The 21418-nt window shown below is 64.1% G+C and carries 18 protein-coding genes, 1 pseudogene and 1 riboswitch; of the genes and pseudogenes, 6 read left to right on the top strand and 13 right to left on the bottom strand.

The annotated features are described in order from the left end of the window. On the top strand, nucleotides 1–446 hold a 446-nt coding region (locus tag EJI01_RS29130), incomplete at its 5' end, for a hypothetical protein (protein WP_221885730.1). Between the two features lie 264 nt (nucleotides 447–710). Here EJI01_RS29130 and EJI01_RS27300 read toward each other — a convergent pair. Together EJI01_RS27300 and EJI01_RS27295 are read right to left on the bottom strand one after the other, a co-directional pair. Then, nucleotides 711–1889: an aldo/keto reductase gene (locus tag EJI01_RS27300; RefSeq protein WP_126840248.1), complete on the bottom strand. Its 1179-nt coding sequence runs from the start codon at nucleotides 1887–1889 to the stop codon at nucleotides 711–713. Nucleotides 1890–1936: 47 nt separating this feature from the next. Continuing rightward, complete coding sequence (locus EJI01_RS27295; protein ID WP_221885729.1) at nucleotides 1937–3136, bottom strand: aldo/keto reductase; 1200 nt, start codon at nucleotides 3134–3136, stop codon at nucleotides 1937–1939. 96 nt (nucleotides 3137–3232) lie between these two features. On the opposite strand from EJI01_RS27295, the gene EJI01_RS27290 reads away from it, so the two are divergent. Both EJI01_RS27290 and EJI01_RS27285 read left to right on the top strand, forming a co-directional pair. Beyond that, a complete protein-coding gene (locus tag EJI01_RS27290) occupies nucleotides 3233–3913 on the top strand; it encodes a heavy metal response regulator transcription factor (RefSeq protein ID WP_126840247.1) in 681 nt (226 codons plus the stop codon). Beyond that, on the top strand, nucleotides 3891–5357 hold the full coding sequence (locus EJI01_RS27285) for a heavy metal sensor histidine kinase (protein ID WP_126840246.1): 1467 nt from the start codon (nucleotides 3891–3893) through the stop codon (nucleotides 5355–5357). Before EJI01_RS27290 ends, EJI01_RS27285 begins: the two co-directional genes overlap by 23 nt. 194 nt (nucleotides 5358–5551) lie before the next feature. Here EJI01_RS27285 and EJI01_RS27280 read toward each other — a convergent pair whose 3' ends face one another. From EJI01_RS27280 to EJI01_RS27255, 6 genes are all read right to left on the bottom strand, one after another. Then, entirely contained in the window at nucleotides 5552–6391 is an 840-nt protein-coding gene (locus EJI01_RS27280; protein WP_126840245.1) for an amidohydrolase family protein, read from the bottom strand. 121 nt (nucleotides 6392–6512) lie between these two features. Next, entirely contained in the window at nucleotides 6513–7472 is a 960-nt protein-coding gene (locus EJI01_RS27275; protein WP_126840244.1) for a Bug family tripartite tricarboxylate transporter substrate binding protein, read from the bottom strand. 139 nt (nucleotides 7473–7611) lie between these two features. Beyond that, nucleotides 7612–8583 (bottom strand): Bug family tripartite tricarboxylate transporter substrate binding protein, encoded by a 972-nt coding sequence (locus EJI01_RS27270; RefSeq protein ID WP_185879083.1) that lies wholly within the window; start codon nucleotides 8581–8583, stop codon nucleotides 7612–7614. A 194-nt stretch (nucleotides 8584–8777) separates the two neighbouring features. Continuing rightward, nucleotides 8778–9746: a Bug family tripartite tricarboxylate transporter substrate binding protein gene (locus EJI01_RS27265; protein WP_126840242.1), complete on the bottom strand. Its 969-nt coding sequence runs from the start codon at nucleotides 9744–9746 to the stop codon at nucleotides 8778–8780. 153 nt (nucleotides 9747–9899) lie between these two features. Continuing rightward, entirely contained in the window at nucleotides 9900–11081 is a 1182-nt protein-coding gene (locus EJI01_RS27260) for a M24 family metallopeptidase (RefSeq protein WP_126840241.1), read from the bottom strand. 39 nt (nucleotides 11082–11120) lie between these two features. After that, nucleotides 11121–12185 (bottom strand): threonine aldolase family protein, encoded by a 1065-nt coding sequence (locus EJI01_RS27255; RefSeq protein WP_126840240.1) that lies wholly within the window; start codon nucleotides 12183–12185, stop codon nucleotides 11121–11123. Between the two features lie 121 nt (nucleotides 12186–12306). Here EJI01_RS27255 and EJI01_RS27250 point away from each other — a divergent pair, with 121 nt between their 5' ends. Together EJI01_RS27250 and EJI01_RS27245 are read left to right on the top strand one after the other, a co-directional pair. Further along, nucleotides 12307–13185: a LysR family transcriptional regulator gene (locus EJI01_RS27250; RefSeq protein WP_126840239.1), complete on the top strand. Its 879-nt coding sequence runs from the start codon at nucleotides 12307–12309 to the stop codon at nucleotides 13183–13185. Nucleotides 13186–13291: 106 nt separating this feature from the next. Further along, nucleotides 13292–13413, top strand: a riboswitch (glycine riboswitch). A gap of 46 nt (nucleotides 13414–13459) precedes the next feature. Then, nucleotides 13460–13900, top strand: a pseudogene (locus EJI01_RS27245) (FAD-dependent oxidoreductase); the annotation flags it as partial. Between the two features lie 277 nt (nucleotides 13901–14177). Here EJI01_RS27245 and thpR read toward each other — a convergent pair. Both thpR and EJI01_RS27235 read right to left on the bottom strand, forming a co-directional pair. Continuing rightward, a complete protein-coding gene (thpR, locus tag EJI01_RS27240) occupies nucleotides 14178–14705 on the bottom strand; it encodes an RNA 2',3'-cyclic phosphodiesterase (RefSeq protein ID WP_126840237.1) in 528 nt (175 codons plus the stop codon). Nucleotides 14706–14720: 15 nt separating this feature from the next. Further along, nucleotides 14721–15026 (bottom strand): hypothetical protein, encoded by a 306-nt coding sequence (locus EJI01_RS27235; protein ID WP_126840236.1) that lies wholly within the window; start codon nucleotides 15024–15026, stop codon nucleotides 14721–14723. 1108 nt (nucleotides 15027–16134) lie between these two features. On the opposite strand from EJI01_RS27235, the gene EJI01_RS27230 reads away from it, so the two are divergent. Next, on the top strand, nucleotides 16135–17304 hold the full coding sequence (locus tag EJI01_RS27230; protein WP_126840235.1) for a glycerophosphodiester phosphodiesterase: 1170 nt from the start codon (nucleotides 16135–16137) through the stop codon (nucleotides 17302–17304). A gap of 705 nt (nucleotides 17305–18009) precedes the next feature. On the opposite strand, the gene EJI01_RS27225 is transcribed toward EJI01_RS27230, so the two are convergent. From EJI01_RS27225 to EJI01_RS27215, 3 genes are read right to left on the bottom strand one after another with little or no spacing between them, the layout of a single operon-like run. Continuing rightward, the gene (locus tag EJI01_RS27225) at nucleotides 18010–18870 is read right to left on the bottom strand and encodes a PEP/pyruvate-binding domain-containing protein (protein WP_126840234.1); all 861 of its coding nucleotides are present in this window, start codon (nucleotides 18868–18870) and stop codon (nucleotides 18010–18012) included. Between the two features lie 15 nt (nucleotides 18871–18885). After that, nucleotides 18886–20583 (bottom strand): PEP-utilizing enzyme, encoded by a 1698-nt coding sequence (locus EJI01_RS27220; protein WP_126840233.1) that lies wholly within the window; start codon nucleotides 20581–20583, stop codon nucleotides 18886–18888. Continuing rightward, nucleotides 20564–21193, bottom strand: a complete 630-nt coding sequence (locus EJI01_RS27215; protein WP_126840232.1) for a TetR/AcrR family transcriptional regulator — start codon at nucleotides 21191–21193, stop codon at nucleotides 20564–20566. The genes EJI01_RS27220 and EJI01_RS27215 overlap by 20 nt, the downstream gene beginning before the upstream one ends. Between the last annotated feature and the right edge of the window lie 225 nt (nucleotides 21194–21418).

The raw sequence follows: 21418 nt of genomic DNA, 5'->3' as shown, positions 1-21418 counted from the left end.
TGTGTTGCATCGACCGGTTGAATCCGCAGGCCCTGAGCCGACATTCGAGCTCCTCCGAAGCTGACTTCGGTCTATCGGTCCATCCCCTCGATTGCGAGGTTGAGTTTCAGCAACCTAGAGAGGAAAAAGATGGCGATGGGCCGTGGTCGCAGAAGTTCACCCCACCTGCTGATATGAATGGCTCATTGGCTGGTTACATCTGGGGCTGCCTTGCAGCCCCAAGGGCAAGTTTGCGCTGGGAAGCCGCGCATGTGGTCCGTGCGCTGTGTGTGCTTGGACACCAAAGAACCCTTGGCCATCTCGTCGCGTTAGCGAGCGGAACACCAGCCAGCGCCTTTCATTATTCCCGCTTGCACTTCTATGAGTTGCACGCACGCCTATGGCTGCTGATCGGGTTTGTCTCGCGCTGCAAAGAATCGCCCAGATATCGTTGCGCCGCATGCTGATTTCTTGCTCGGCCTCCCATTCACCGGCGAACCCCATGTCCTTATTCGGGAGTTTGCAAAGCGAACGCTCCTAGCACTGCTGGATGCCGGGTTGCCGCGAGCACGCCGGGACCGCCCCAGCGCAAGAGCCTAGCGAGTGCGCGCTCAGTCTGCTCGCGCTTGCGTGTTTGACGAAGTAGTCGGCGACATTCTTCATAGAGTCCGGGTCAGCGGCGAGTCCATATCGAAGCTCTTGTCATATCGGGCCGTCACATCCCCACCAGTTCAGGCCGGCAGCGGCGCCGAGCGCGCGATCAGACCCTCGCGCTGGAGCGTGGCCCAGAACTCGGCGTCAATCGAGACCTTCATCGAATCGGCATTCGCGCGCACTTGGCCCGGCGCGCGTGCGCCCGGTATCACGGCGGAGACGATGGAAGGCGCCGCCGCGAACTGGAGCGCAGCGGTGCGCACGTCGATGCCGAAGCGGTCGGCCACCGCCATGATGCGCGCCCGTTTTTCCATCGCACCGGCAGGAATCTGGTCGCTGAAGTGATAGCGGGTGCGCCCACCGAGAAAGCCGTCGTTCAGCGGCGTGCCGACCACGACCGAGATGCCCTTCTTCTGCAGCGCGGGGAAGGTGCGCTCCAGCGTGCCCTGGTGATCGAGTATCGAATACTGGCAGGCGAGCAGCACGATGTCCGGCGTCGGCACATCCGATTCAGCGGCTAGCACTGCCGCATTGGGCGTATTGATGCCAAAGCCCCAGGCGCGGATCGAGCCTTCTTCGCGCATGCGAGTCAGCTCGGCCATCGCACCTTTGGCCGCAATCGAGAAGTACGCCTGCCAAGGCTTGTCGAGTTCGGAATTGTCCGGGGAAAGATCGTGGATAAACACGATGTCGATCTTGGGAATGCCCAAGCGCTGGAGACTGTCTTCGATGGAACGGCGCGCGCCCGCGGCGGTGAAGTCGTAGGCGTACGCAAAAGGTGCCGGAGACGCCCAGAGCGCCGCATTCGGCAAGGGACCTTTCGACGCCTTGAGCACGCGGCCGACTTTGGTGGAAATGATGTAGCTGTCCGCAGGCTTGCTGCGCAGAAATTGGCCAAGCCGGTACTCGCTCAGGCCGTAGCCGTAGAAGGGCGAGGTATCGAAGTAACGCACACCGGCGTCCCAGGCTGCCTGCAATACGGACTGCGCCTGCGCATCGCTGATGGCCTCGAAGATGTTGCCGATCTGCGTGCCTCCCATGCCGAAGCGAAACGGCGTGCGATAGCGCAGTTCGCCCGCGCCCTCGTTGACCGGCAAGCTGTTGCGCACGATGCGGCCACGCGTAGGCATGACGGAGCCGCGTTCGGTCAAGGCTGCGGGAAGCTCTGCAGCGCCGGGCTGGGCCTGGGCCAGACGGCCAATGGCGAGGGTGGCTGCGGCGCCGCTGCCGGCGACCAGGAAGTCTCTGCGTTGCATTTTTAGTTGCTCCTTGTGGATGTGGATGAATGGAGGACCGGCCGTATTCAGGTGCGTGCGCGCTGTGCGGCCTGCGCGCGCCGGATCAGGCCCTGGTATTGCTGCTGTTTGTCGGGGTACCACGGGAGCGACGCGATTTGGCTGAAGCCCGGCAGCCCTTCGACGTGGCGCGCCATGCGCTCGCGCATCGCGGCGTCCGGAACGGGGCCGCGCAGCGCGGCGAGGTTGTCCTCGGCATGGTCCGGATTGGCCGTCGAGCTCAGACAGCAGGTGACCGCCGGATGTGACATGACGAACTTCAGGAAGTACTGAGCCCAGCTCTGGATCCCAAGCTCGCGTGCGAAGTCCGGCAGCGGGTTGTGGCCGATCGCCTTGTGCAACCGCCCCTTTTCCATGGCCATGTTCACCAGAACCGACACGCCGCGCTGCTGCGCGGCAGCGAGCACGGTGCGCTCCGCATTGCGGTTGGCGATCGAATAGTTGACCTGCACGAAGTCGACCACGTTTCGCTGAACCCACCTGGCCAGTACCTCGTGGTAGTCGTTCTCGTGGTGCGTCACTCCCACCAGACGAGTGAAACCTTCTTTCTTCCAGATATTCATGAGCGGAACGGCCACATCGACATTGACAAGGCTGTGGCACTGCATCACATCGAAGCTGCTTCGCCACAACCGCAACTGCGATTCGCGCAGGCTCTTCAAAGCATGGCCCTCGTCCGCCAGGAATTCGCCGGTGACCCACAGCTTGTTGGCGATGAAGAGTTGGTCGCTGTTGCCCGTGGCGTTGACGAAATCACCGACCGTCGTCTCGGCACTGCCGTAGAGCGGAGATGTGTCGAGCACACGCACACCGGCGTCCCAATAGCGCCGTGCGACCTCCGCCAGGTGGCTGCGCGGCGCGCCGGGAAGAAGGTCGAAGGTGAGGAACGTGCCCAGCCCCAGTGCCGGCAGTACGTCCCCGGTGCGCTCGACGCGCTTGGTCAGGATGCCGGGGGCGGCCGTGGTGAAGCGCGGCACCACCGTGCCGCCAGGCATCGGCTGGGCATCGGCGAGGCCCCAGGGCAGCCCGGCGGCCGCGCCAATGCCTATGCTCTGGCGGAGAAAGCGGCGACGGCCGAAGGAAAGCGAGATCGGCGAAGAAAGTTGCACAGTGGATGCTCCTGGCATTGGATAGATCTGCAGCCGTCGTGCGTACCGGCACCGACACCGGTAGCACGCGCCGGCTTGAACCTGGAGCGATACTTTCAATTCCAGGTAACCGCCGCATCACGCTTTGATTACAGTTTCGTAATCCGGCGCCATGCAGGGCTGCCGGACAATGCACGGCTACGACGGAAATGCGCGATGCACAGACTGCTGGTGATTGAAGACGACGCGGGTGTGGCGGACTACCTGCGCCAGAGCCTGACTGAGAGCGGCTATGCCGTCGACGTGGCGCAGACCGGTCCGGAGGGCCGCGCGATGGCGCTGGCGGCAAGCTACGCCGTGGTGCTGCTCGATCTCATGCTTCCGGGGCTCGATGGCTTCGCGGTGCTCAAGGGAATCCGCGAACATGGCAACACGCCGGTGCTCATGCTCACGGCCCGCGACCGCGTGGACGACCGCGTCAAAGGCCTTAGCGCGGGTGCCGACGACTACCTGGTCAAGCCGTTCGCCTTTTCGGAGTTGCAAGCCCGCGTGGTCGCCCTGATCCGGCGGGGCAATTCCGCCTTGGTCGAGCAGAACCTGCTGAGCGTGGCCGATCTCGATGTGGACTTCGTCGCACATTCCGTCCGACGGGAAGGAAAACGCATCGAACTGAGTCCCAAGGAGTTCCAGCTTCTTTCGCTACTGATCCGCCGCAGGGGGCAAGTGGTCACGCGCACCACGCTGGCGGAGCGGGTCTGGAATATCCACTTCGACACGGAATCCAACATGGTGGAAGTCATGGTCCGGCGCTTGCGCGCAAAAATCGACGATGCTTTTCCCCTGAGGCTGATCCATACCGTACGGGGAGTAGGTTATGTACTCGAAGATCGCAGTTGAGCAGCGGCCCGAGCCGGAACTTGCGCGCAAGACAGCACCCTCCTCCATCGTCTCTGCCCTCTCGTTGCGGCTGGTGCTGCTGACAGCTGCCTTGCTGGGCCTCATGTCAGTGTGCGTTTATTTCGCAATGTCTGCGCATCAGGTGAGAGCGCAGGAGCGTCTGTTGACGCTTAAGGTGAACAAGCTCACCGAAACCTCGCTGCTCCTGCTGCGCCCGGGTGACGACCGCTTTGCCACGCTATTGCAGAACAACGCCGCCAGGCGTCCGGGCACCCGCCTGGAACTGTTCGATGCCGACGGCAACGTGTTCTATGCGGACCCACTAGCCGAGCCGCACCAGCTCTCCGTCCACCAGCGTACGCGCAGCTTCAGCCTGCGTTCGGCGCAGGCCGGCGCCCCCGTGCTGCACGGCAGCTTCACGATCGACGTGGCGCAGGACGTCCAGTTGGCGCGCTCGCTGCGCGAAATGCTGGCTTTGGCCACGCTCATCGGTGCGGCCCTGGCGGGGGCCTTGTCCATGCTTGCGGTTCGCCATGGGCTTCGCCCTTTGGACCGCTTGGCCGCCCAGACGGAGGCAATGAGCAGGAGCGCCATGCCGGGCCACCTGGCGCTGGAACCATCCAGCAACGAACTCTCGCCGCTGGTGGCGAACTTCAACCAACTGATGTCCCGCCTGCGTTCGAGCCGGGAGCAGTTGGAGGCCTTCAATGCCGATGTGGCGCACGAGCTGCGTACGCCGCTGACCACCTTGATCGGCAAGACGGAGCTGGCGTTGTCCCGGCCGCGTGGCGTGGAAGAACTGACTGGCACGCTGGTCTCGAATCTCGAAACGCTGCGGCGCATCGGCACGCTGATCAACGACATGCTTTTTCTTGCGCGTGCCGACGGGGGAGACACGGCACGCCTTGGCCGAGCAACGAGCCTTCGAGCGCTGATCCAGGACATGCTCGACTACCACGAACCCGTGGCCAGCGAGCGTCAATTGACGATCGAGGTGCAGGGTGACTTGGTGCTCGCAGTGGACGAACCGCTGTTGCTACGGGCGTTGGCGAACCTGCTGGGCAATGCCATGCGCTACGCGAGCCCGGGCACCGTGGTGACGGTGCTGCTCGAAACGCAGGATGAGGTTCCGCAACTCGGGGTGCGCAACGTAGGTCCGCAGGTCGCCCCGGCGGACCTTCCCCGCTTGTTCGACCGGCTTTACCGCGCCGACGTTTCGCGCACCCGCCACGGCGCGAACTTCGGCCTGGGCCTGGCCATCGTCGCGGCCATTGCGCGCATGCACGGCGGGCGAACCTGGGCCCGCTCCGATTCCAACTGTACCGTGATCGGCATCACACTGGCTCCGCCGCAAGCGCGGAACGTGTTTGAAGACAGCGCATCCCCCGGCAAAGAGCACCCACAGGCGCATCCAGCCCTGCCAGTTCGAACACATCCTGCATGATCGCCGGAGGCGAACTCTGCATGCCAAGGGTCTCGGTGTCGGCGGCCGCTCGGGCAGTTTATGGCGACATGCGAATGGGTCGAGGCAGATCCGAGAAGTGGCAGGGACCAAACTTCGTTTGAAAGACATCGGTGCCCTTCGAATGAGACCGCGACCTGAACCGTTTCGAGTAGCCATCTCGACCATCAAAATCTTCAAGCCGTGCCCCAATAGAGACGTGCGGGATTCGATACAAGGATTCGGTCTAGCGAGGCCTGATCCTCGACCCACGAAAAGAGCTTCTCCATTAAGAGAGTTGTGTCTGGTGGTTGTTTCAACGAGGTATGGGGCCAGTCGCTTCCCCAGACCACACGCCCGGGCGCGACCTTTATCCAATGCCTGGCTGCGCGATCCACATCCGCGTAAGCCCCATCGCTGCCGACGAGCGAATCCAGGTATGGAGCCGAAAGTTTCATCCATGCGCGACCGTCGCGCATCAACCTTTCGATGATCGCCGCGGCAGGGTGATCGAGCCCACGCGCAACAGGCAGCCTGCCCAGATGATCAAACACGATGTCCACTGGGAGCCGGTCAAGCAGTTCCTCATGCGCAACGACCTGATCGGCGGTCCAATGGAGCTGCACGTGCCAGCCAAGATCTTTGATCCGCGCCGCAATTGGCTCGATCATGTCGAACGAGGTCGGCGCGTGCTCTGGCGTGTAGAGGGTGAAACGGACGCCACGAATGCCCTGCGCGTTGAGTCGGACAAGCGTGGAATCATCTACGTCCGGACGTAACACCGCGACACCCCTTGCGCGGTCAACGCCGATTTGGGCGATTGCGTCCAGGGTGACGGCGTTGTCCGTGTCGTAATTTCTGGGCGTGACCACTACGGCGCGATCGACCTTCAGTGCCTGTTGCACCCTTGCATAAGCAGACGCAGTGCACGAAATCGCGCCCATGTCGTCTGCAGGCAGGATTTCTCGGAACCGAGGATCGAAGACGTGAAGATGTGAATCGCAGGCGTGAGGCGGAACCAACAACTGTGTGGCCATGATTGAGTTGATGTCAAGTGACTGCTTGTTATGAAAGACGCCTCGCACTCAGGATCGCCAAGTTCGGCCATCGTTCGCGCGTAAGGGGGTGGATGAATGCATCGCCAGTCCGTCGCAACGCTCAATCTACTTTGATGTTCCGCGCCTTCACCAGAGCATTGGCCCGACTTGTTTCGTCCTGCACGAACCTGGAGAACTCTTCGGGCGTAGTGCTGCCTGGCTGCAGGCCTAGTTGCAACAGCTTTTCCTTGACCTTCGGGTCGTTCAACGCCGATTGAAGAGCCTTGCCCAGTCGCTGCACGACGTCAGGCGGTGTGCCCTTGGGCAGGAACACGCCGTTCCATTCCGACGTATTGAAGCCCGGCAGACCCTGTTCAGCCAGCGTGGGGATCTCGGGTAGCAACGCCAGACGCTTGGTAGAAGTGACGCCAATGGCCCGCACCTTGCCGCCCTTGATGTAGCTCAGGCTGAAGGCCACATTGCTGAAGTACATCGACACCCGCTCGCCCATCAGGTCGGTGATCGCAGGCGCACCGCCCTTGTACGGCACATGCATCAGGTTGAGCTTGGCCTGCTGGTTGAACGCTTCTGCGGCCAGGTGCGAACCGGTGCCGGATCCGGCCGATGCGAAGTTGAGCGCGCCGGGATTCTTGCGCGCGAAGTCAAGCATTTCGGGCACCGTCTTATATGGCGCAGCGGCAGGCACCAACAGGACTTGCGGTGCCGTGGCAACCAGTGACACTGGGATGAAATCCTTGGCGGCGTCGAACGGCAACTTGTAAAGCGACGGGTTAACCGAGAAGGCTGACGCGTCGTACAGCACGGTGTAGCCGTCGGCGGCCGACTTGGCAACGGCGTCGGCGCCGATCACTCCTCCGGCGCCCGGCTTGTAATCGAGGACGATCGGTTGGCCCAGCACAGCGCTCATCTCCTGCGTCACGATGCGCGCGGTGATGTCGGCGCCCCCGCCGGCAGCGTAGGGCACCACCATGCGTATTGGCTTCTCCGGCCATGCGGCCCAACCGCAGAGAGGAAGGCCGACGGCCAGCGCCGCAATGGTTCCAAGGATTTGTTTTTTCATGGGTATTTCTCGATCGGTGGGTTGAGGAACGTTGCTCTTCTCGTGTGGGATTTGTCTAGTGACGGAGGCAGACTGCGTTGGATGGCGCCAGCCAAATGGCTCGAGGCCTTCCAATGCGGCGACGGCTACCGTCACGGGTCTACTTGTTGATGCGTTCGATCTCTCTCATCTCAGAGCTGAACACGTTCTCGAACTGCTCGCCTGGAAGACCGAGCGACATGTCCGTGAGGTTGTTCTTCTGGATGTAGTCCGTCATGACCGGCCCGCTCCTGGCCTTGAGGAACGCCTCCTGCAGTGCCTGGTAGCCGCTCGGGTTCTTCTTCACGAACTCGGCGGACACGACGTAAACACCGTAGCGCGAGAGGAAGTTGGGCGACGGCATGGAGTGGCCCAGCTTTGCGAGCTGGCTTTGCAGGGTCTGCGCCTCGTCCCATCGGGGGCTCTTGCGGTCTGAGCCGATGAAGAGCGCCGTTGTCTTCGGGCGCAGCACCGAGCGCACGAAGTCGTCGCCCAAGTTGGCGGTGACGTCGCCTGCCAGAAGAGCGTTGGCACTTTCGGCGCCGCCCTTGTAGTTGACGACGAGAACGTCGATCTTCAGCGTGTCGACGAGCCACTTGGCCAGGACCTCCTGAGCCGTCCCGCCTGCCACCGAGATGGAAAGCTTTCCGGGGTTGGCCTTCGCCTGGTTGACAAAGTCCACGAAGTCGCGGATGCCAGAGTCATTCTTGACGAGGAAGACCCGCGGCTCGTGCAGGTCAGCCATCATGACCCGAAAGTCGGTCCCCTTGAACCCTGCGTTTCCGCGGGCAATGGCAAGGTTCAAGTCCGGCTGGTTGATCGCCAGCACCGCCGAGCCGTCACGGCCCTCACGAAGCAATGCACTGGCACCCAACTGACCACCGGCGCCCGGTTGATTGCGCACCACGACAGTCCGGTTCATCACCTGCTGCAGCGGAACCGAGATCAGCCGCGCGAAGGCATCGGTGCTGCCTCCTGGCGGGTAGCCGACGATGATCTGCAATGGCTTGTCGCCCTGGGCAATGGCGATGCGAGGTAGTGCCACGCTTGCAGCCGTCATTCCGAGGGCACAGGAGAACAGGCGGCGGGACATTTGAGGACAGGGCATGTTCAGAACTCCAGGGTTGGTTGAATGGGTGACCGGCGTGGCGGTCCGCAAGAGCAAGGGTTTCCAGCCACGCCGGGCTTCAGGTTGCTGCGCAAGTTGGGCTAGGCCAGACGGGCGGCCACACCTGGTCGGCAAGCGAGCCGGGCGACTCGGCTGCGCACGGGGGGAGAACGGGTGGATCAGTCCACCGTCGCACCGGACTCGCGAACAATCTTTTGCCACTTGGCGCGCTCCTTTTGCAAGAACCCGCCGAAGCTTTCAGGCGTGCCTGGCTGGATGAGGACGCCGCGGTCGGCCAGGCTCTTTTGCAGATCGGCGGTCTGCAAAGCACGGTTGAATTCGCGGTTGAGCGCCGTCACTACAGCTGGCGATATGCGAGCCGGTGCCACAACGCCGTAGAACACGTAGTAGTCCAGGCCCGGGTAGCCCGCTTCAATGAGCGTCGGCACGCTCGGCAACGCATCGACACGCTTGGCTGATGTCACGGCAAGCGCCCGAAGCTTGCCCGACTGAATCAGCGGCAGCGCGGCGGTCAGCGAGGAGAAGTACACGTCGACCTGTCCACCCAGCATGTCGGCCATGGCAGGGCCTGCACCTTTGTAAGGCACATGGGTCAATGAAGCTCCGCTTTGCTTCTTGAAGCTTTCACTGACCAGGTGGCCAACCGTGCCGCTGCCGGATGAGGCGTAGGTCAGGCCGTTCTGCTTGGACGCTACGACGACGTCACCGAGATTGCGATAGGGCCTGGTGGCCTGCACCACCAGCACCAGTGGACCAGTGCCGACCAGCGCGACAGGGACCAGCTGCTTTTCCGGATCCACCGGCATCGACTTGTAGAGGTACTGGTTGACGGTGAGGTTGCTGGTTTCACCCATGACCAACGTGTAGCCGTCGGCCGGCGCGGTGGCGCCCGCAGCCAGGCCAATGTTGCCGCCCGCGCCCGGGCGCGTCTCAACCACGAAATTCCACTGTGCCAGTTCGGTCACCTTGGCCGCCAACAGCCGAGTGGCGGTGTCGGTCCCTCCGCCCGGTGGACTGGGCGAGATGATCTTGATCGGCTTGTCCGGATAGGACTGGGCCCGTGCGGCGGTGCCGAGCCCTAGCGCAACGATCGAAAGAATGGCGATGGTGGACGAGATGGGTTTCATGGTCTTGCCTGTTCAGCGCTAGCGCTTCTTGAATTCCTTCATCGCGACAGTGGAGTTGTCACGGCGATCGGGCTTGCGCCCATGGCCGCGACGAAGTCACGGCGCCCAACCGGGGACAGGTTCTCGCTGCTTCCCCGGTTGGCTTAAAGGGGATCAGCCCAGCAAACGTGCGTCGTAGGGCGTGGTGTTGAGTTGCTCGCAGCCGGTTGCGGTCACCACCACCACGTCTTCCAAGTGGGCGCCGCCCACGTGCGGCTGGTCGGGCAGAACGATGCGTGGCTCCAGGCACATCACCATGTTTTCCTCGACCACGAAGTCGACACGGCGGTCCACGAGCGGCTCGCCGTGCAGTCCGTAGCCGAGTTGGTGGCCCGTATTGCCGGTGTAGGTGTAGTCGCCCCAGCCGCTGTCCGCGATGACCTCACGCGCGCGCGCATCGATGGCCTTGCCCGTCACACCAGGGCGAATCATCTTCTTGGCCTCCTGCAGAGCAAGGTAAGTGGCCTTGTAGATGGACCGCTGCGTTTCCGTCGGCTCGTCGCCGCACAGGACAGTGCGGCCAAGGTCGGCGGTGTAGCCTTTGACGACCGCGCCGAGGTCCAGGATGACCATCTCGCCGGAGTTGATGACCTTCTCGGTTGCGATGCGCTCGAACATCGAGGCGTTCGCGCCGGAGGCGATCAGCGGGATGAAGGGCTCGAACTCGGATCCTGCGCGGCGCATGGCGGTCACCGCGGCCGCAGAGACCGACTGCTCGGTCACTCCGGGCCGGATGGCGTCAATGGCGGCCAGCGCTCCCAGGTCGGCCACACGCAGCGAATTGCGGATGAGCTCGATCTCGATGGGGTGCTTGACTGCCGTCAGCTGCAGCCACATCGGCGTGACGTCGCCAATCTGCAGCGCGGGGCAGCGCTTCGTGAGCCCCTGGAACACCATGTGCGGCATGATGTCCGTGGCGATGCGTCCTTCGCTCACGCCGTAGTCCGCGAGCATCTTTTCGATGACCTCATGCCACTTCGATACGTGGGGCAGCCGGCGAGCGTCCTCGATGTCCGACTTGAAGCGGATGCGCAGGTCGTCGCTGCCGGAGATGTAGCCAACGACAGGCGGCCGGCCTTTGACGACCAAAGCTACGTACTCTGGCTCCAGGAAGGGGCGAAAGCCTTTGACGTAGAAGTCGGTCACCCATCGGACCGCCTCGGCCTTGAAGAAGAGGAATGCGTCGAAGCCGGACTTCTCCAGTGCCTTCTGCAGCTTTTGCTGCTTGATGGCATGCAGTTCGTCGCCTGCGTAGTAGCTGGGCGGTTGTTTGGCGAAGTTGATGTCCTTGTTCATGGCTGAGTGGTGCGTTTGGTGGTGGTGGGGCGCGTGCTTTCAGCAGCCGCGTACGTGGGTGCCGCGTTCGGCGGCAACAGCTTTGAAGACGTCCACGGCAGTTCTGATGCCGCTTTCCGAGACATGACGATGGGTGACACACCGCATCAGGGTGGGCCCCCACGGGCGGACCAGGACACCTTGACTGCGCAGAGAGGTCTCCCATTGCTGGGCAGTGCGCCCCGTCGCCAGCACATCCACCTGGACGATGTTGGTCTGCGGGTGCTTGATGCGCAAAGTTGCAACGCTGGCCAGCCCGTCAGCCAACAGCCGTGCGCAGGCATGGTCTTGCGACAAGCGGTCCACCATCGACTGCAGTGCTTCCAGGCCTGCTGCCGCGGCAATGCCAACCTGGCGCTGGCTTCCGCCCAGCAGCTTGCGCAGCCAGCGCGCACGCTGGATAGTCTCGACAGGGCCGACAAGAACGGCGCCCATGGGTGCGCTCAGTCCCTTGGATAGACAGACAGAGACCGTGTCGGCCTGCACGGCAATGCTCGATGCAGGAACGCTCAGCGTGAGAGCCGCGTTGAACAGGCGCGCACCGTCCAAATGGACGCGAGCGTCCGCAGCGCGCGCCAACTCGAAGACCTGGCGCATGTGGTCCAGGGAAGCCACCGCGCCACCTTCGTTGTTGTGCGATGTTTCAACACACACGAGGCGGACCTTCAGGCCTCCCTTCGTGGACGCAAGCGTTGCCTGCAGTGCGGCCAGGTCAAGCGCGCCCTTAGGGTCGGGGATGGGCTGGTAGAACGCCCCCGTGATGGCTGCTGCGCCGCGTTCGGCGGTGTAGATGTGGGAACCGCTGCCTGCGATGACAACGTCCTGCCGGCTGGCTTGCGCCAGGATGGCCAGCAGGTTGGCCATCGTGGCGCTCGGCGCATAGAGCCCCGCGGGCTTGCCCAAGAGCTTGGCGGTGTACTGCTCAAGCTCAACGGCAGTCGGGTCGCCGTCCAGTCCATCGTCGCCCAATGGCGCTTGGCGCATGCGGTCGTACATCGACTCGGTCGGCAGCGTGACGGTGTCGCTACGCAGATCGACGGTGTTGGAAAAAGGGGTGATGCTCATGGACTTGACTAGTTGCGTTTGGTGACTGGTTCGTAAACGCCGCGTCGCCGTGGAAGTAATTTATGCAGTTCACGCTGTGAAGAGAATTGATAAGATGTGATTTCAGTTTTGAGAAATCCTCGTGAATCTTTCGGCTCTGAACACCCTTCGCGCCATCCTGGTGCACGGAAATTTCACGGCCGCGGGTGTGGCGGTCGGGTGTACGCCTAGCGCCGTGAGCCTGCAGATCAAGCAGCTGGAGCAGTTCTTCGGACAGCCACTGTTCGACCGCAGCACACGTTCCGTGAGACCCACACCGTTCGCCTTGGAGCTCGCGGGAGCGGCCACGGACTTCATCGCCAAGGTGGAGTCGCTGCGGTCGCGGCCGTCGATGACAGTGGAGGGCCTGTTCCGCCTCGGCGTCATCACGAGCATGCAAAGCGATGTTCTGCCGGTCGCCCTTCGCACGCTGCGCTCCCGTCACCCTTTGCTGAGCGTGCGCATCCCGCCGCTGAACGACTCCGACGAGCTGCTGACTGAATTGCGGGCGGGACGCATCGATGCCGCGCTACTCGTGCGCCCTGACAACGGGGGCTCCACTCGGATGGTCTGGCGCGAGGTCTATCGGCAGCCCTACGTGATGCTTGCGCCTGCAGACGCAAAATCGTCAGACCCGAGGGTGCTGCTGCGCACCTACGGCTGGATTGCCTACGACATGAGCTTGGCTGGTGGCAGGACGGCAGCCAGACAGGTGCGCGGCTTGGAGCCCAACATTCAAAGCACCATGGAGCTGCGCTCGGTCGATGCCATCGTCTCGATGGTCTCCGAAGGAATGGGCGTAACGGTCTTGCCGCTGCCGCGCCGCCCGATGCTGCAGGCGTACGAATTGAAGGAAATCGGGCTGGGCCGCACCACACCCTTCCGCCGCATTTCGCTGGTCTGGCGGCGCGCTGATGATGACAACAGAAAAGTCGCAGCCGTAGCGGATGCGTTCAACAGCCATCAGTCGCCGCAGCGCTGAGCCATGGGCCGACTTTCAGAAGAAGTCAGCGCTACGGCCGTTAAGGCTTGGACGCTGCTACCGAAGTCGTATCCCCGAAACGCTGAGGTGTCGAAGACTGGAAGATGATCAACTAACTGGAGAGTGCCGCAGGGTGGGTCGTCCCGCCCGAGTGGCCGCCGAAGGTGCAAGCTGCTTCCAGGGTTGGAGGCTAGCGAATCTCTCAGGCACAAGGACAGTGGGGGCCGCAGGACCAGCAGGTCGTGCGGCCCTTTGCTTTTCTTGGAGATTTCCCATGCACGTGATCGTTTTGGGGGCCGGCATCATCGGCGTGGCGAGCGCCTGGTATTTGCGGCAGGCCGCCCATGAAGTCACCGTTCTGGAGCGCAACGCAGGCCCGGCCCGCGAGACCAGTTTCGGCAATGGCGGGCAGATTTCGGTGAGCCATGCCGAACCTTGGGCGAACCCCTCGGCGCCGCTGAAGCTGCTGAAGTGGTTGGGCAAAGAAGATGCGCCGCTTCTTAGTTGCGCCGTGACACCGGGATTGGTCATCGGACCTGATGAGGTCGTCCAGCTTGAACATGCCATGGCGCACATTCGGCCTCGCCTCGCAGGGGCCACCTACACGAGCGCCGACGAATCGGGCGACGTCCACAAGTTCACGACCGGCGTGGCACAGCGCGCTGAGCAGGCAGGCGTTCGGTTCCGCTGCGGTGTGCGCATCCAGACACTGCGGAGCGAGCAGGCATATCGTGTTCCGAGCCAATAAATCCCCAAACAGCGACCCAGGCGGCTCGCGGCTCGCCAAGCTCCTCTAGCTTTGGGTCGCCGTCCCAAATGCCCGAACGACATCCGCCCCGCGCAGGTCGGACGGCAGGTAACTGCTAATAAATGGCCAAACTGGCGGCTACGAACAAGAGAGGCTCCGAGGCGAACGCAAGCGTGCGAGGGACCGTCAGTTTGCCCTCAGGTGCAGATGAAGGACTGCGCGCTCAGCGCGCGTAGCTTGCGCATTAGTAGCGCGAGATGACGTTGTAGCGGCCTCCCGCCGACTCCACAAAGACGTGACCCGAGGTGCGCCACTTCACCTCCATTGGTTCAGGCGCTCGCATCAGGAATGAAGCAGAGCTGCCCGCGTTGCGCGCAAGCGTTATGTGCGGAAGATACGGCCGAGAATCCACGGGCAGCCCGCTGCGAACGAGCGTTTCGCTCAGCGCCGCATGCAGGTCGGAGAGCGCTGCGGGCGTGTGACTCGCGGTGAGCGCCACGAGGCCTCGGCCCCAGAGCTCGATGCGGTCAAAGGTGAGCTCGACCGGTCGAGAGGCGACGGCAAACGCGCCGATGAGCTCCGGCAGTCGGCCTCGAGGCATCTGCCCAATAAAGTGCAGCGTGATGTGAATGTTCTCTCGCGGCGTCGGGCGCGCAGTAGCGGGCCAAGGCAGTGACTGCTGCACCTTCGCGACGGCGTCCAGTTCACCTCCACCTGGCCATAGAGCCAGGAATAGCCGGCTCGCTGGCAACCTCAGAAATTTGGACGGCACGCCGGACCCAAAGTGTTATCCGCCGGGTGGTCTGAGCAGTTGGAAGTACGAATCCGGGGGAACTGCATCCCGTTCCTCGCAGCATGCGGCCAGAGCAGCCTCTTCGGCCTCGTCAAAGAGGTGCGCCAACCGCCCTTCCTCCTCCGAGAGGCAATCTTCGGCGTCGGACAGCGCAAGACATTCACCGGCTCGCTTGAAATGGGCCTTTGCAGTGTCCCAGGGGTCTGCGCCGGCGCCTTTGAACACTTCCTGGGCGGCCGCCACTCCGCGCGCCCGCTGTTCGGGGGTTGAACCTTCAACATGTACAACCATTTCGGTCATCACACACCTCCAGCGCACGTTGGCCGCAGCTGCCTGCAGCAAGCGACACGCGAATCTACATCGCTGGGCATATAGCGGCATCCACACTGTACTGCGGTTCGGCCGAGCGGCTCTGACGCGCGGATTTTCGGACCGCTATCGCGGAAATAGCCCCCGAACTCACCTTCTGCGCGCGGGGCGCGGCCAGCGCCCGCTTTAGGGCCCGCGCTCCCCGGACGCGCACGGTCATCGCGGGTTTCAGGAGCGTGTGCGCACTGACCACGCCACGGGCAACAATCGGCCAGGAGCAGTCGGTCGGCCAAGCGGCAGAATCCGTATCTGTAAGCCTACATTCAATACCGAATCAAATGAAGCTTGGCCTGTTCAAGAAGAAGCCTCAAGTCGTCGAGGGCGGTGAGCGCCGCTACGCGTGCCAATCTACAAGCGGAGTACCAGTGAAGTCTCCATTCGAAGAGGTGAGACGTCTTACAGGTCCGCATGAACACGAAAGCGTGAGCCTTGCGCGGTGCACAGGCTGTGGCAGCGAGGCCCTCTACTACTCAGTAGATGTCTACGATGATTTCTGGCAGTACTGGTGCCTTATCAGTGAGGCAGACCGTGTGCAACTGCTCGAAGCAGACGACGTTGACGACCCCCAGCGACCAGAACGCGCGCGGTCTATTCTTCAGAGGCACGAGTACCTCGTGAGAGGACCTGTCCGCGGCTTCGAATGGGCGCCACCAAGTTGCCACGTGGTGCAAGGACCACCTTGGTGACCGAATTCGGCCATCACCCGCCATTCAACGTGGATGCCAAGAAGCAGCCGCTCGACGCCGCTCTCGACCCAACGCGGACCTTGGACATCTGAGGTAGCAGTCACTCGCCGTCGGCCCACGAGGACAGGGCGGCACCGGTACTGCAGCAACGCGCTGCCCAGGTACAGCGGCCTGAGCGCCACACGGTCAGTTAGCCGGCCCACCACCTCGACATGGACCGCATATCGGCCGCGACTTCGAGGGGTCTCGCCGATCTGAAACGTGTCGCGGCGTGCTCCTGACGACGCGGCGTCATGGTGGAGTCACGGCCGGATCCTATGGTTAGCGCTTTCCACCTGCCATGGGACTAGCACATGAAGCTCCTGTCGCTGCTCGCCGCGACCACTCTCGCCTTCGTCTCGATCTCCGCCTGCGCCCAGCCAAGTGAGCGGCACGGCGCCCGCCCGCCGGCGCCGCCGTTGGTCATCGGCCACCGCGGCGCCAGCGGCTACCTGCCCGAGCACACGCTGGCTGCCTACTGGATGGCCATCGAGCAAGGCGCCGACTACGTCGAGCCCGACCTCGTGATCACCAAGGACGGCGTGCTCGTCGCCAGGCACGAGAACGCGATCGCGATCCTCAATGCCGACGGCTCGGTGCGCGAAGCCACCACCGACGTGGTCGATCGTCCCGAGTTCGCATCGCGCAAGACCTCGAAGACGATCGACGGCGTGACAGTGATCGGCTGGTTCACCGAGGACTTCACGCTCGCCGAGCTGAAGACGCTGCGCGCCCGCGAGCGACTGCCCGCGCTGCGCACCGCGAACACGCGCTTCGACGGCATGTTCGAGGTGCCGACGCTCGACGAGGTGCTGCAGCTCGTCGCGCAGGCCAACGAGCGTCGCCGCGCCGAGGTGCACGCCGGGCGCGGCCGACCGGTGGCGTGGCGGCCGATCGGTGTGTATCCGGAGACCAAGCACCCGAGCTACTTCCAGGGCATCGGCCTGCCGCTCGAGGAGCCGCTGGTGCGCACGCTGGCGCGCCACGGCTACGTGGGGCCGCAGGCGCCGGTGTTCGTCCAGTCGTTCGAGACCGCGAACCTGCGCAAGCTCAACCGCATGACGCAGGTGCCGCTGGTGCAGCTCATCAGCGCGAGCGGCAAGCCGTGGGATTTCGTCTCGAGTGGCGACCCGCGCACCTACGCCGATCTGGCCAAGCCCGCCGGCCTGGCCGAGATCCGCAGCTACGCGAACGGGGTGGGCGCCAACACCAGCGTGATGATTCCGCTCACCGCAGCCGGCACGCTCGGCACGCCGACGAGCTTCGTCAGCGACGCGCACGCAGCCGGCCTGATCGTGCACGGCTGGACCTTCCGCGCCGAGAACGCCTTCCTGCCGAACGAGTTCGACGCTGGCGCCGACCCGGCGGCCTTCGGCAAGCTCGACGGCCAGATCAAGGCCTTCCTCAAGCTCGGTATGGACGGATTCTTCACCGACCATCCGCACCTCGGCAAGCTCGCGCGCGACTCCTTCGTCGCACCCTGACGGTCGGGCCCGGCGCAGGGGCGGCGTGTCTTCTCGCGGATTGCGGAATGGGATGCAGCTTTCCAAAGTACGTTTTCGGAGGGGTACCCACCAGACTCGGGCTTCGAATGTGAGGAGAAACGGAGGAGTCACGATGGGCTCGGCGTCGAGCTAGCAGCTCTCCTTCAGAAGGAACTCGGTGAAGCCGCGGGCGTCACTTTTTGTCCATCGAGGTGATGCATGGTGAATGGCTGCTCGGCAATCGCGCTCGGCAGCTGCGTATGACATCTGGCAGGATGCGCCAGGAGCGGACCTTCGCCAGATGTGCAGAATCTGCTTGGCTCCGGTCACTCGCGGCGACGAAATGACCACACTTTGAAAGGAACGTGGTGGCGCTTTGGGCTCCTGATGCTCTCGTCGAACTGCGGTTGTTCCCCTCGGATGCGGGCGGGCGGAGCCGACCTCCACCGCTTGTGGGGTTGCCCGCTGAGCATCGATGGTGATCTTTTTGACGCGCGGTTCGACCTTTCCGAAATCAAGCCGCTTCAGCCTGGAGAGGCTCGCGTCGTTCCCGTGAAATTCCTCAACCGAGATCTCGTGAAGCGTCGCATCACCGAGGGTCAAGAGTTACGAGTTTGGGAAGGAAGGTTCATCGGGGAGGCTACAGTTCTGACCTTGTACTGGTAGGCTGCACCCGGCCAACAGCGGCCGGTCGTTTCGGGTCTGCTAGTTTGGCAAGCGCACGTGCTCGTCCGTGTGGTCGCCTGCAGCTGGACTTAGGATCGCCGTGAGCGCTCGCCGCTGCAGGAGGTAGAGCCGGCCGCCGGCGAACGCCCACTCGATGTCGTGGCTCCCGCCAAACACCTCGTCGCAGCGGAGCGCGAGCGCATGAAGCGCGGCGAGCTGTGCATCGTCGAGGCAGAGCACGCGGGTGAGCCCCTCGGAAACGTGTGTGCTGCTTGTGCCGCCTTCCGGGTCGGTGCGTATGGCGACGTCCTTCAGTCCCGCGATTCGCTCGGCGACGGCACCGTCACGCCTCAAGCGGAACCGATCTGGGATGACGAGACCGGCAACGACCGACTCCCCGAGCCCCCAGGCCGCCTCGATCACGATCTCGTCCGACCCGTTGACGGGGTTACGGCTGAAGAGCACGCCGGCGGAGTCCGCATCGACGAGTTCCTGTACGACGACGGCCATTCTCGGCTCGCGGGGCAGCCGAAGGCGCTCGCGGTACGCGAACGCTGAAGGCGAGCGCGCCGAGCGCCAGATGGCGGACACGGCGTCAACGAGTTCGGGCTCGGAGCGCAGGTTCAGCTGCGTCAGGTGCTGTCCTGCGAAGCTCGCCTGCTCGGAGTCCTCGCCCACTGCGGACGAGCGCGCCACGAGCGGGGCGCCGAGCGTGCGAAAGACTGCAGCCAGCCGCTGCCTCGCGTCGCGTTCGTCAGCAGCGAGTGCATCCACGAACCCGTACGGAAGCGCGACACCCGCGGGAACGGGCAGGCCCGCACGCGTGGCCGCGGCTAGCTGCGCGGCCTTGCCGCCAAACAGGCTTTCCTCGAGCTCCTCGGTAAGTGCTGCCGGTTTCATCGTCGTCTGCTTCCATCATGCGACGAGCTCGACCTCGCCCGCGGTGCCATCGACGATGATCCTCGCACCGTCCAGGAGCACGGAGGTCGCATCGGTGCACCCGACGACTGCTGGCAGCCCGTACTCGCGCGCGACGATCGCGGCATGCGAGAGCAGCCCACCCCGGTCGGTCACGATCGCGCCGAGGAGCGGCAGCACGATGTTGAATGCCGTCGTCGTGGAGTTCGTGACGAGGATGTCGCCCCGCTCGATGCGACCAAACTCCTCAGTGCCGCGAATCACCCGTGCGGTGCCCTCGTACACGCCCGGGCTGACGCCGAGACCGTGAACCTTTCGCTCCTCGGTGCGTGGCTTCGGCGCGGCGAAGATCGCCTGCACGGCTGCACCGATCGCGCGCTCCAGCCTTGCCGCCGAGGGCGGCAGCCACTCGGGCGGCAGCGGATCGCCCGGCTCGCCGCCGAGAAACGCCGGCGCATCCGCGTAGTGCGCCTTGAGCCGGTAGCGCGCACGCTCGGCCAGTTCCTCGCCCGATGGGCCGTCGCCGGACTCGACGAGGCTTCGCAGCTCCGCGTAGCCGGCCTCGACGAGATGGCCCGGATCGGCGAGCCGCCCCGCCGCCGTAAGCCGGCGGCCGGCCGCCAGGATCGCGCGCCGCATAATCCCGATCGCCCAGAGGTCGGCGTAGATGCCCCGCTCGTCGCGTAGCCGGTAGGTCGCCCGAGCCTCCTCGAGCAGCGCGTCGAAGGCATCGCGATGCCGAGCGGGCACTGCGTCGCGCAACTCAGAGGTCTTCCGGTCCAGGTCGTTCGCCGGTGGAGTCTCGAGGCGATCGAATGCTGTGCGGATCGCTCCGACGATCAGCTCGGGAAGCTCGTGCACCGACGGGTCGCCCACGTCCTCGCCGTTTACCGGCCGGTAGGCGACACGATCGACGTATGCCGAAGCGAGCCGGCCAGTGTCGCCGGACAGCGAGCGAAGCGCGGCGACCACCTCGCCCGGCTCTCCGGCCGACGTGAGCAAGGCCGTCGCCGCCGTATCTCGTCGGAGAGCGCCGACCAGTCGCTCGAGCTCCTCGTCTGCACCGAGCGGGTCGGGGTTCGCGCCCTGGAGGAGACCGAGTAACTGGGCCGGCGAGCGGCCTGTCCACTCTTGCGCGTGCACGAGGAAGTCGCCCACAGGCAGGAGCGCCGGCACGTTGAAGAGGTGATGGATGTACGCGCCATGGATCTGGTTCTCGCGGCAGCGATCGATGTATGCGAGGAGCGCAGGCGTGTCGAGCGCCGCCGGGTCAACCGCGAGCAGCGCGAGGTGAGCCCGGATCGCCGCGGGCTTCACCTCCCGGTCCCAGTGCTCGAGGTCCTCACGCCAGAGCTTGCGCTCGAACACGGTCGCGCTCGTCTCGAGCCGGCGCCGAATCATTGGGTGACTGCGCGCGAGCTCGTCCCACACCTCTTTCGGAGGGTGACCGACCGCCTCCCTCGGCGAGCCGACGGGACGTGCGCAGTAGTACGGGAACCCGTTGACGAAGCCCGCCTCCAGGTACTCGAGCAACGATCCGTAGCGGCGGAGGCTCTCGCCGAAGCCGCGCTGGAACGCGTCGGGAAAGATCTCCGCGTGGAAGCGGGTCACCGGCCGCGTCCAGTGAGTCGGGTCGAGGAACCACGATCCCGGACCGGGTGGGGCGAAGGTCTGCTCAGCGACGAGTGTCATCATTACCAACCTCCTTCATGCTTGCCGGATTGCGGCGAAGTTCGTCCGTCAGCACGCGTACGGCCCAGGCGGCGGCCTTGCCGGCCTCCTGGCCCTCGAGGTCCCACTGGTCGCGCATCGCCTGCCAAGCGGGCGCGCTCACGAGCAGGTAGATCACCGCAAGGACGCGTCGGCGCTCGGCCGGGCCGAGCCCGCCGGTGACCTCCCGCATCGCCTTCTCGAACGTCGCCAGTCGCCGGCGCCGCGTGCGGGCCCGGATCTCCTGTCCGCGCTTCGATAGGAGGGCGCGGATCAGCGGCGCTCGCTCGTCGTACATGCGATAGAGCGCAGGCGCCATCTCGCGGACGCCCTCAAGCGTGTCTGGGTAGGAAAGGAGGACGACCCGGAGGTGCTCCTCCGCCCATTCACCGAACTCGTCGAAGAGCGCCTCCTTGGTCGGAAAGTGCCGGTAGACGGTACGGACCGACACGCGGGCGCGCACGGCGACAAGCGGAACGGTGACCTCGTTGACCTCCTCGTCCGCCAGCACATCTGCCGTCGCCTCCAGTATCCGAAGGCGCGTCTGCTCCATCTGTTCTGCGCGGAGCGGGCTTTCGTACGTGGTGGTGCCCATGACAGCAGAGTAATCATGTCACGTTGTCGTGTCAAGAAGGCATGTTGGCATGTCGTCAATTGCCGCACCCCATGATGCCGTGGCAAAGCCGATTGAAAATCGTGAATCTCCACGCTGCATCGCGACTAATCCCGCGGCCCTGCGCCGTGCGCGTGCCAGCCCGTTAGCCGCGACATGGACCGCAAGGGGCTCGGAGCCGCGGGCCGGCGACAGGCTACAGTCGGC

It is taken from the genome of Variovorax sp. MHTC-1, assembly GCF_003984645.1.
GTDB lineage: Bacteria > Pseudomonadota > Gammaproteobacteria > Burkholderiales > Burkholderiaceae_C > Variovorax.
The sequence above is the reverse complement of the archived record's forward strand: the minus strand, read 5'-3'. Positions and strand labels throughout refer to the sequence as shown.

Excerpts from the sequence above, each read along its gene's own strand:
- EJI01_RS27300 (WP_126840248.1), bottom strand. The coding sequence starts at position 1,889 with ATGCAACGCAGAGACTTCCTGGTCGCCGGCAGCGGCGCCGCAGCCACC.
- EJI01_RS27290 (WP_126840247.1), top strand. The coding sequence starts at position 3,233 with ATGCACAGACTGCTGGTGATTGAAGACGACGCGGGTGTGGCGGACTAC.
- EJI01_RS27285 (WP_126840246.1), top strand. The coding sequence starts at position 3,891 with ATGTACTCGAAGATCGCAGTTGAGCAGCGGCCCGAGCCGGAACTTGCG.
- EJI01_RS27280 (WP_126840245.1), bottom strand. The coding sequence starts at position 6,391 with ATGGCCACACAGTTGTTGGTTCCGCCTCACGCCTGCGATTCACATCTT.
- EJI01_RS27275 (WP_126840244.1), bottom strand. The coding sequence starts at position 7,472 with ATGAAAAAACAAATCCTTGGAACCATTGCGGCGCTGGCCGTCGGCCTT.
- EJI01_RS27270 (WP_185879083.1), bottom strand. The coding sequence starts at position 8,583 with ATGTCCCGCCGCCTGTTCTCCTGTGCCCTCGGAATGACGGCTGCAAGC.
- EJI01_RS27265 (WP_126840242.1), bottom strand. The coding sequence starts at position 9,746 with ATGAAACCCATCTCGTCCACCATCGCCATTCTTTCGATCGTTGCGCTA.
- EJI01_RS27260 (WP_126840241.1), bottom strand. The coding sequence starts at position 11,081 with ATGAACAAGGACATCAACTTCGCCAAACAACCGCCCAGCTACTACGCA.
- EJI01_RS27255 (WP_126840240.1), bottom strand. The coding sequence starts at position 12,185 with ATGAGCATCACCCCTTTTTCCAACACCGTCGATCTGCGTAGCGACACC.
- EJI01_RS27235 (WP_126840236.1), bottom strand. The coding sequence starts at position 15,026 with ATGACCGAAATGGTTGTACATGTTGAAGGTTCAACCCCCGAACAGCGG.
- EJI01_RS27230 (WP_126840235.1), top strand. The coding sequence starts at position 16,135 with ATGAAGCTCCTGTCGCTGCTCGCCGCGACCACTCTCGCCTTCGTCTCG.
- EJI01_RS27225 (WP_126840234.1), bottom strand. The coding sequence starts at position 18,870 with ATGAAACCGGCAGCACTTACCGAGGAGCTCGAGGAAAGCCTGTTTGGC.
- EJI01_RS27220 (WP_126840233.1), bottom strand. The coding sequence starts at position 20,583 with ATGATGACACTCGTCGCTGAGCAGACCTTCGCCCCACCCGGTCCGGGA.
- EJI01_RS27215 (WP_126840232.1), bottom strand. The coding sequence starts at position 21,193 with ATGGGCACCACCACGTACGAAAGCCCGCTCCGCGCAGAACAGATGGAG.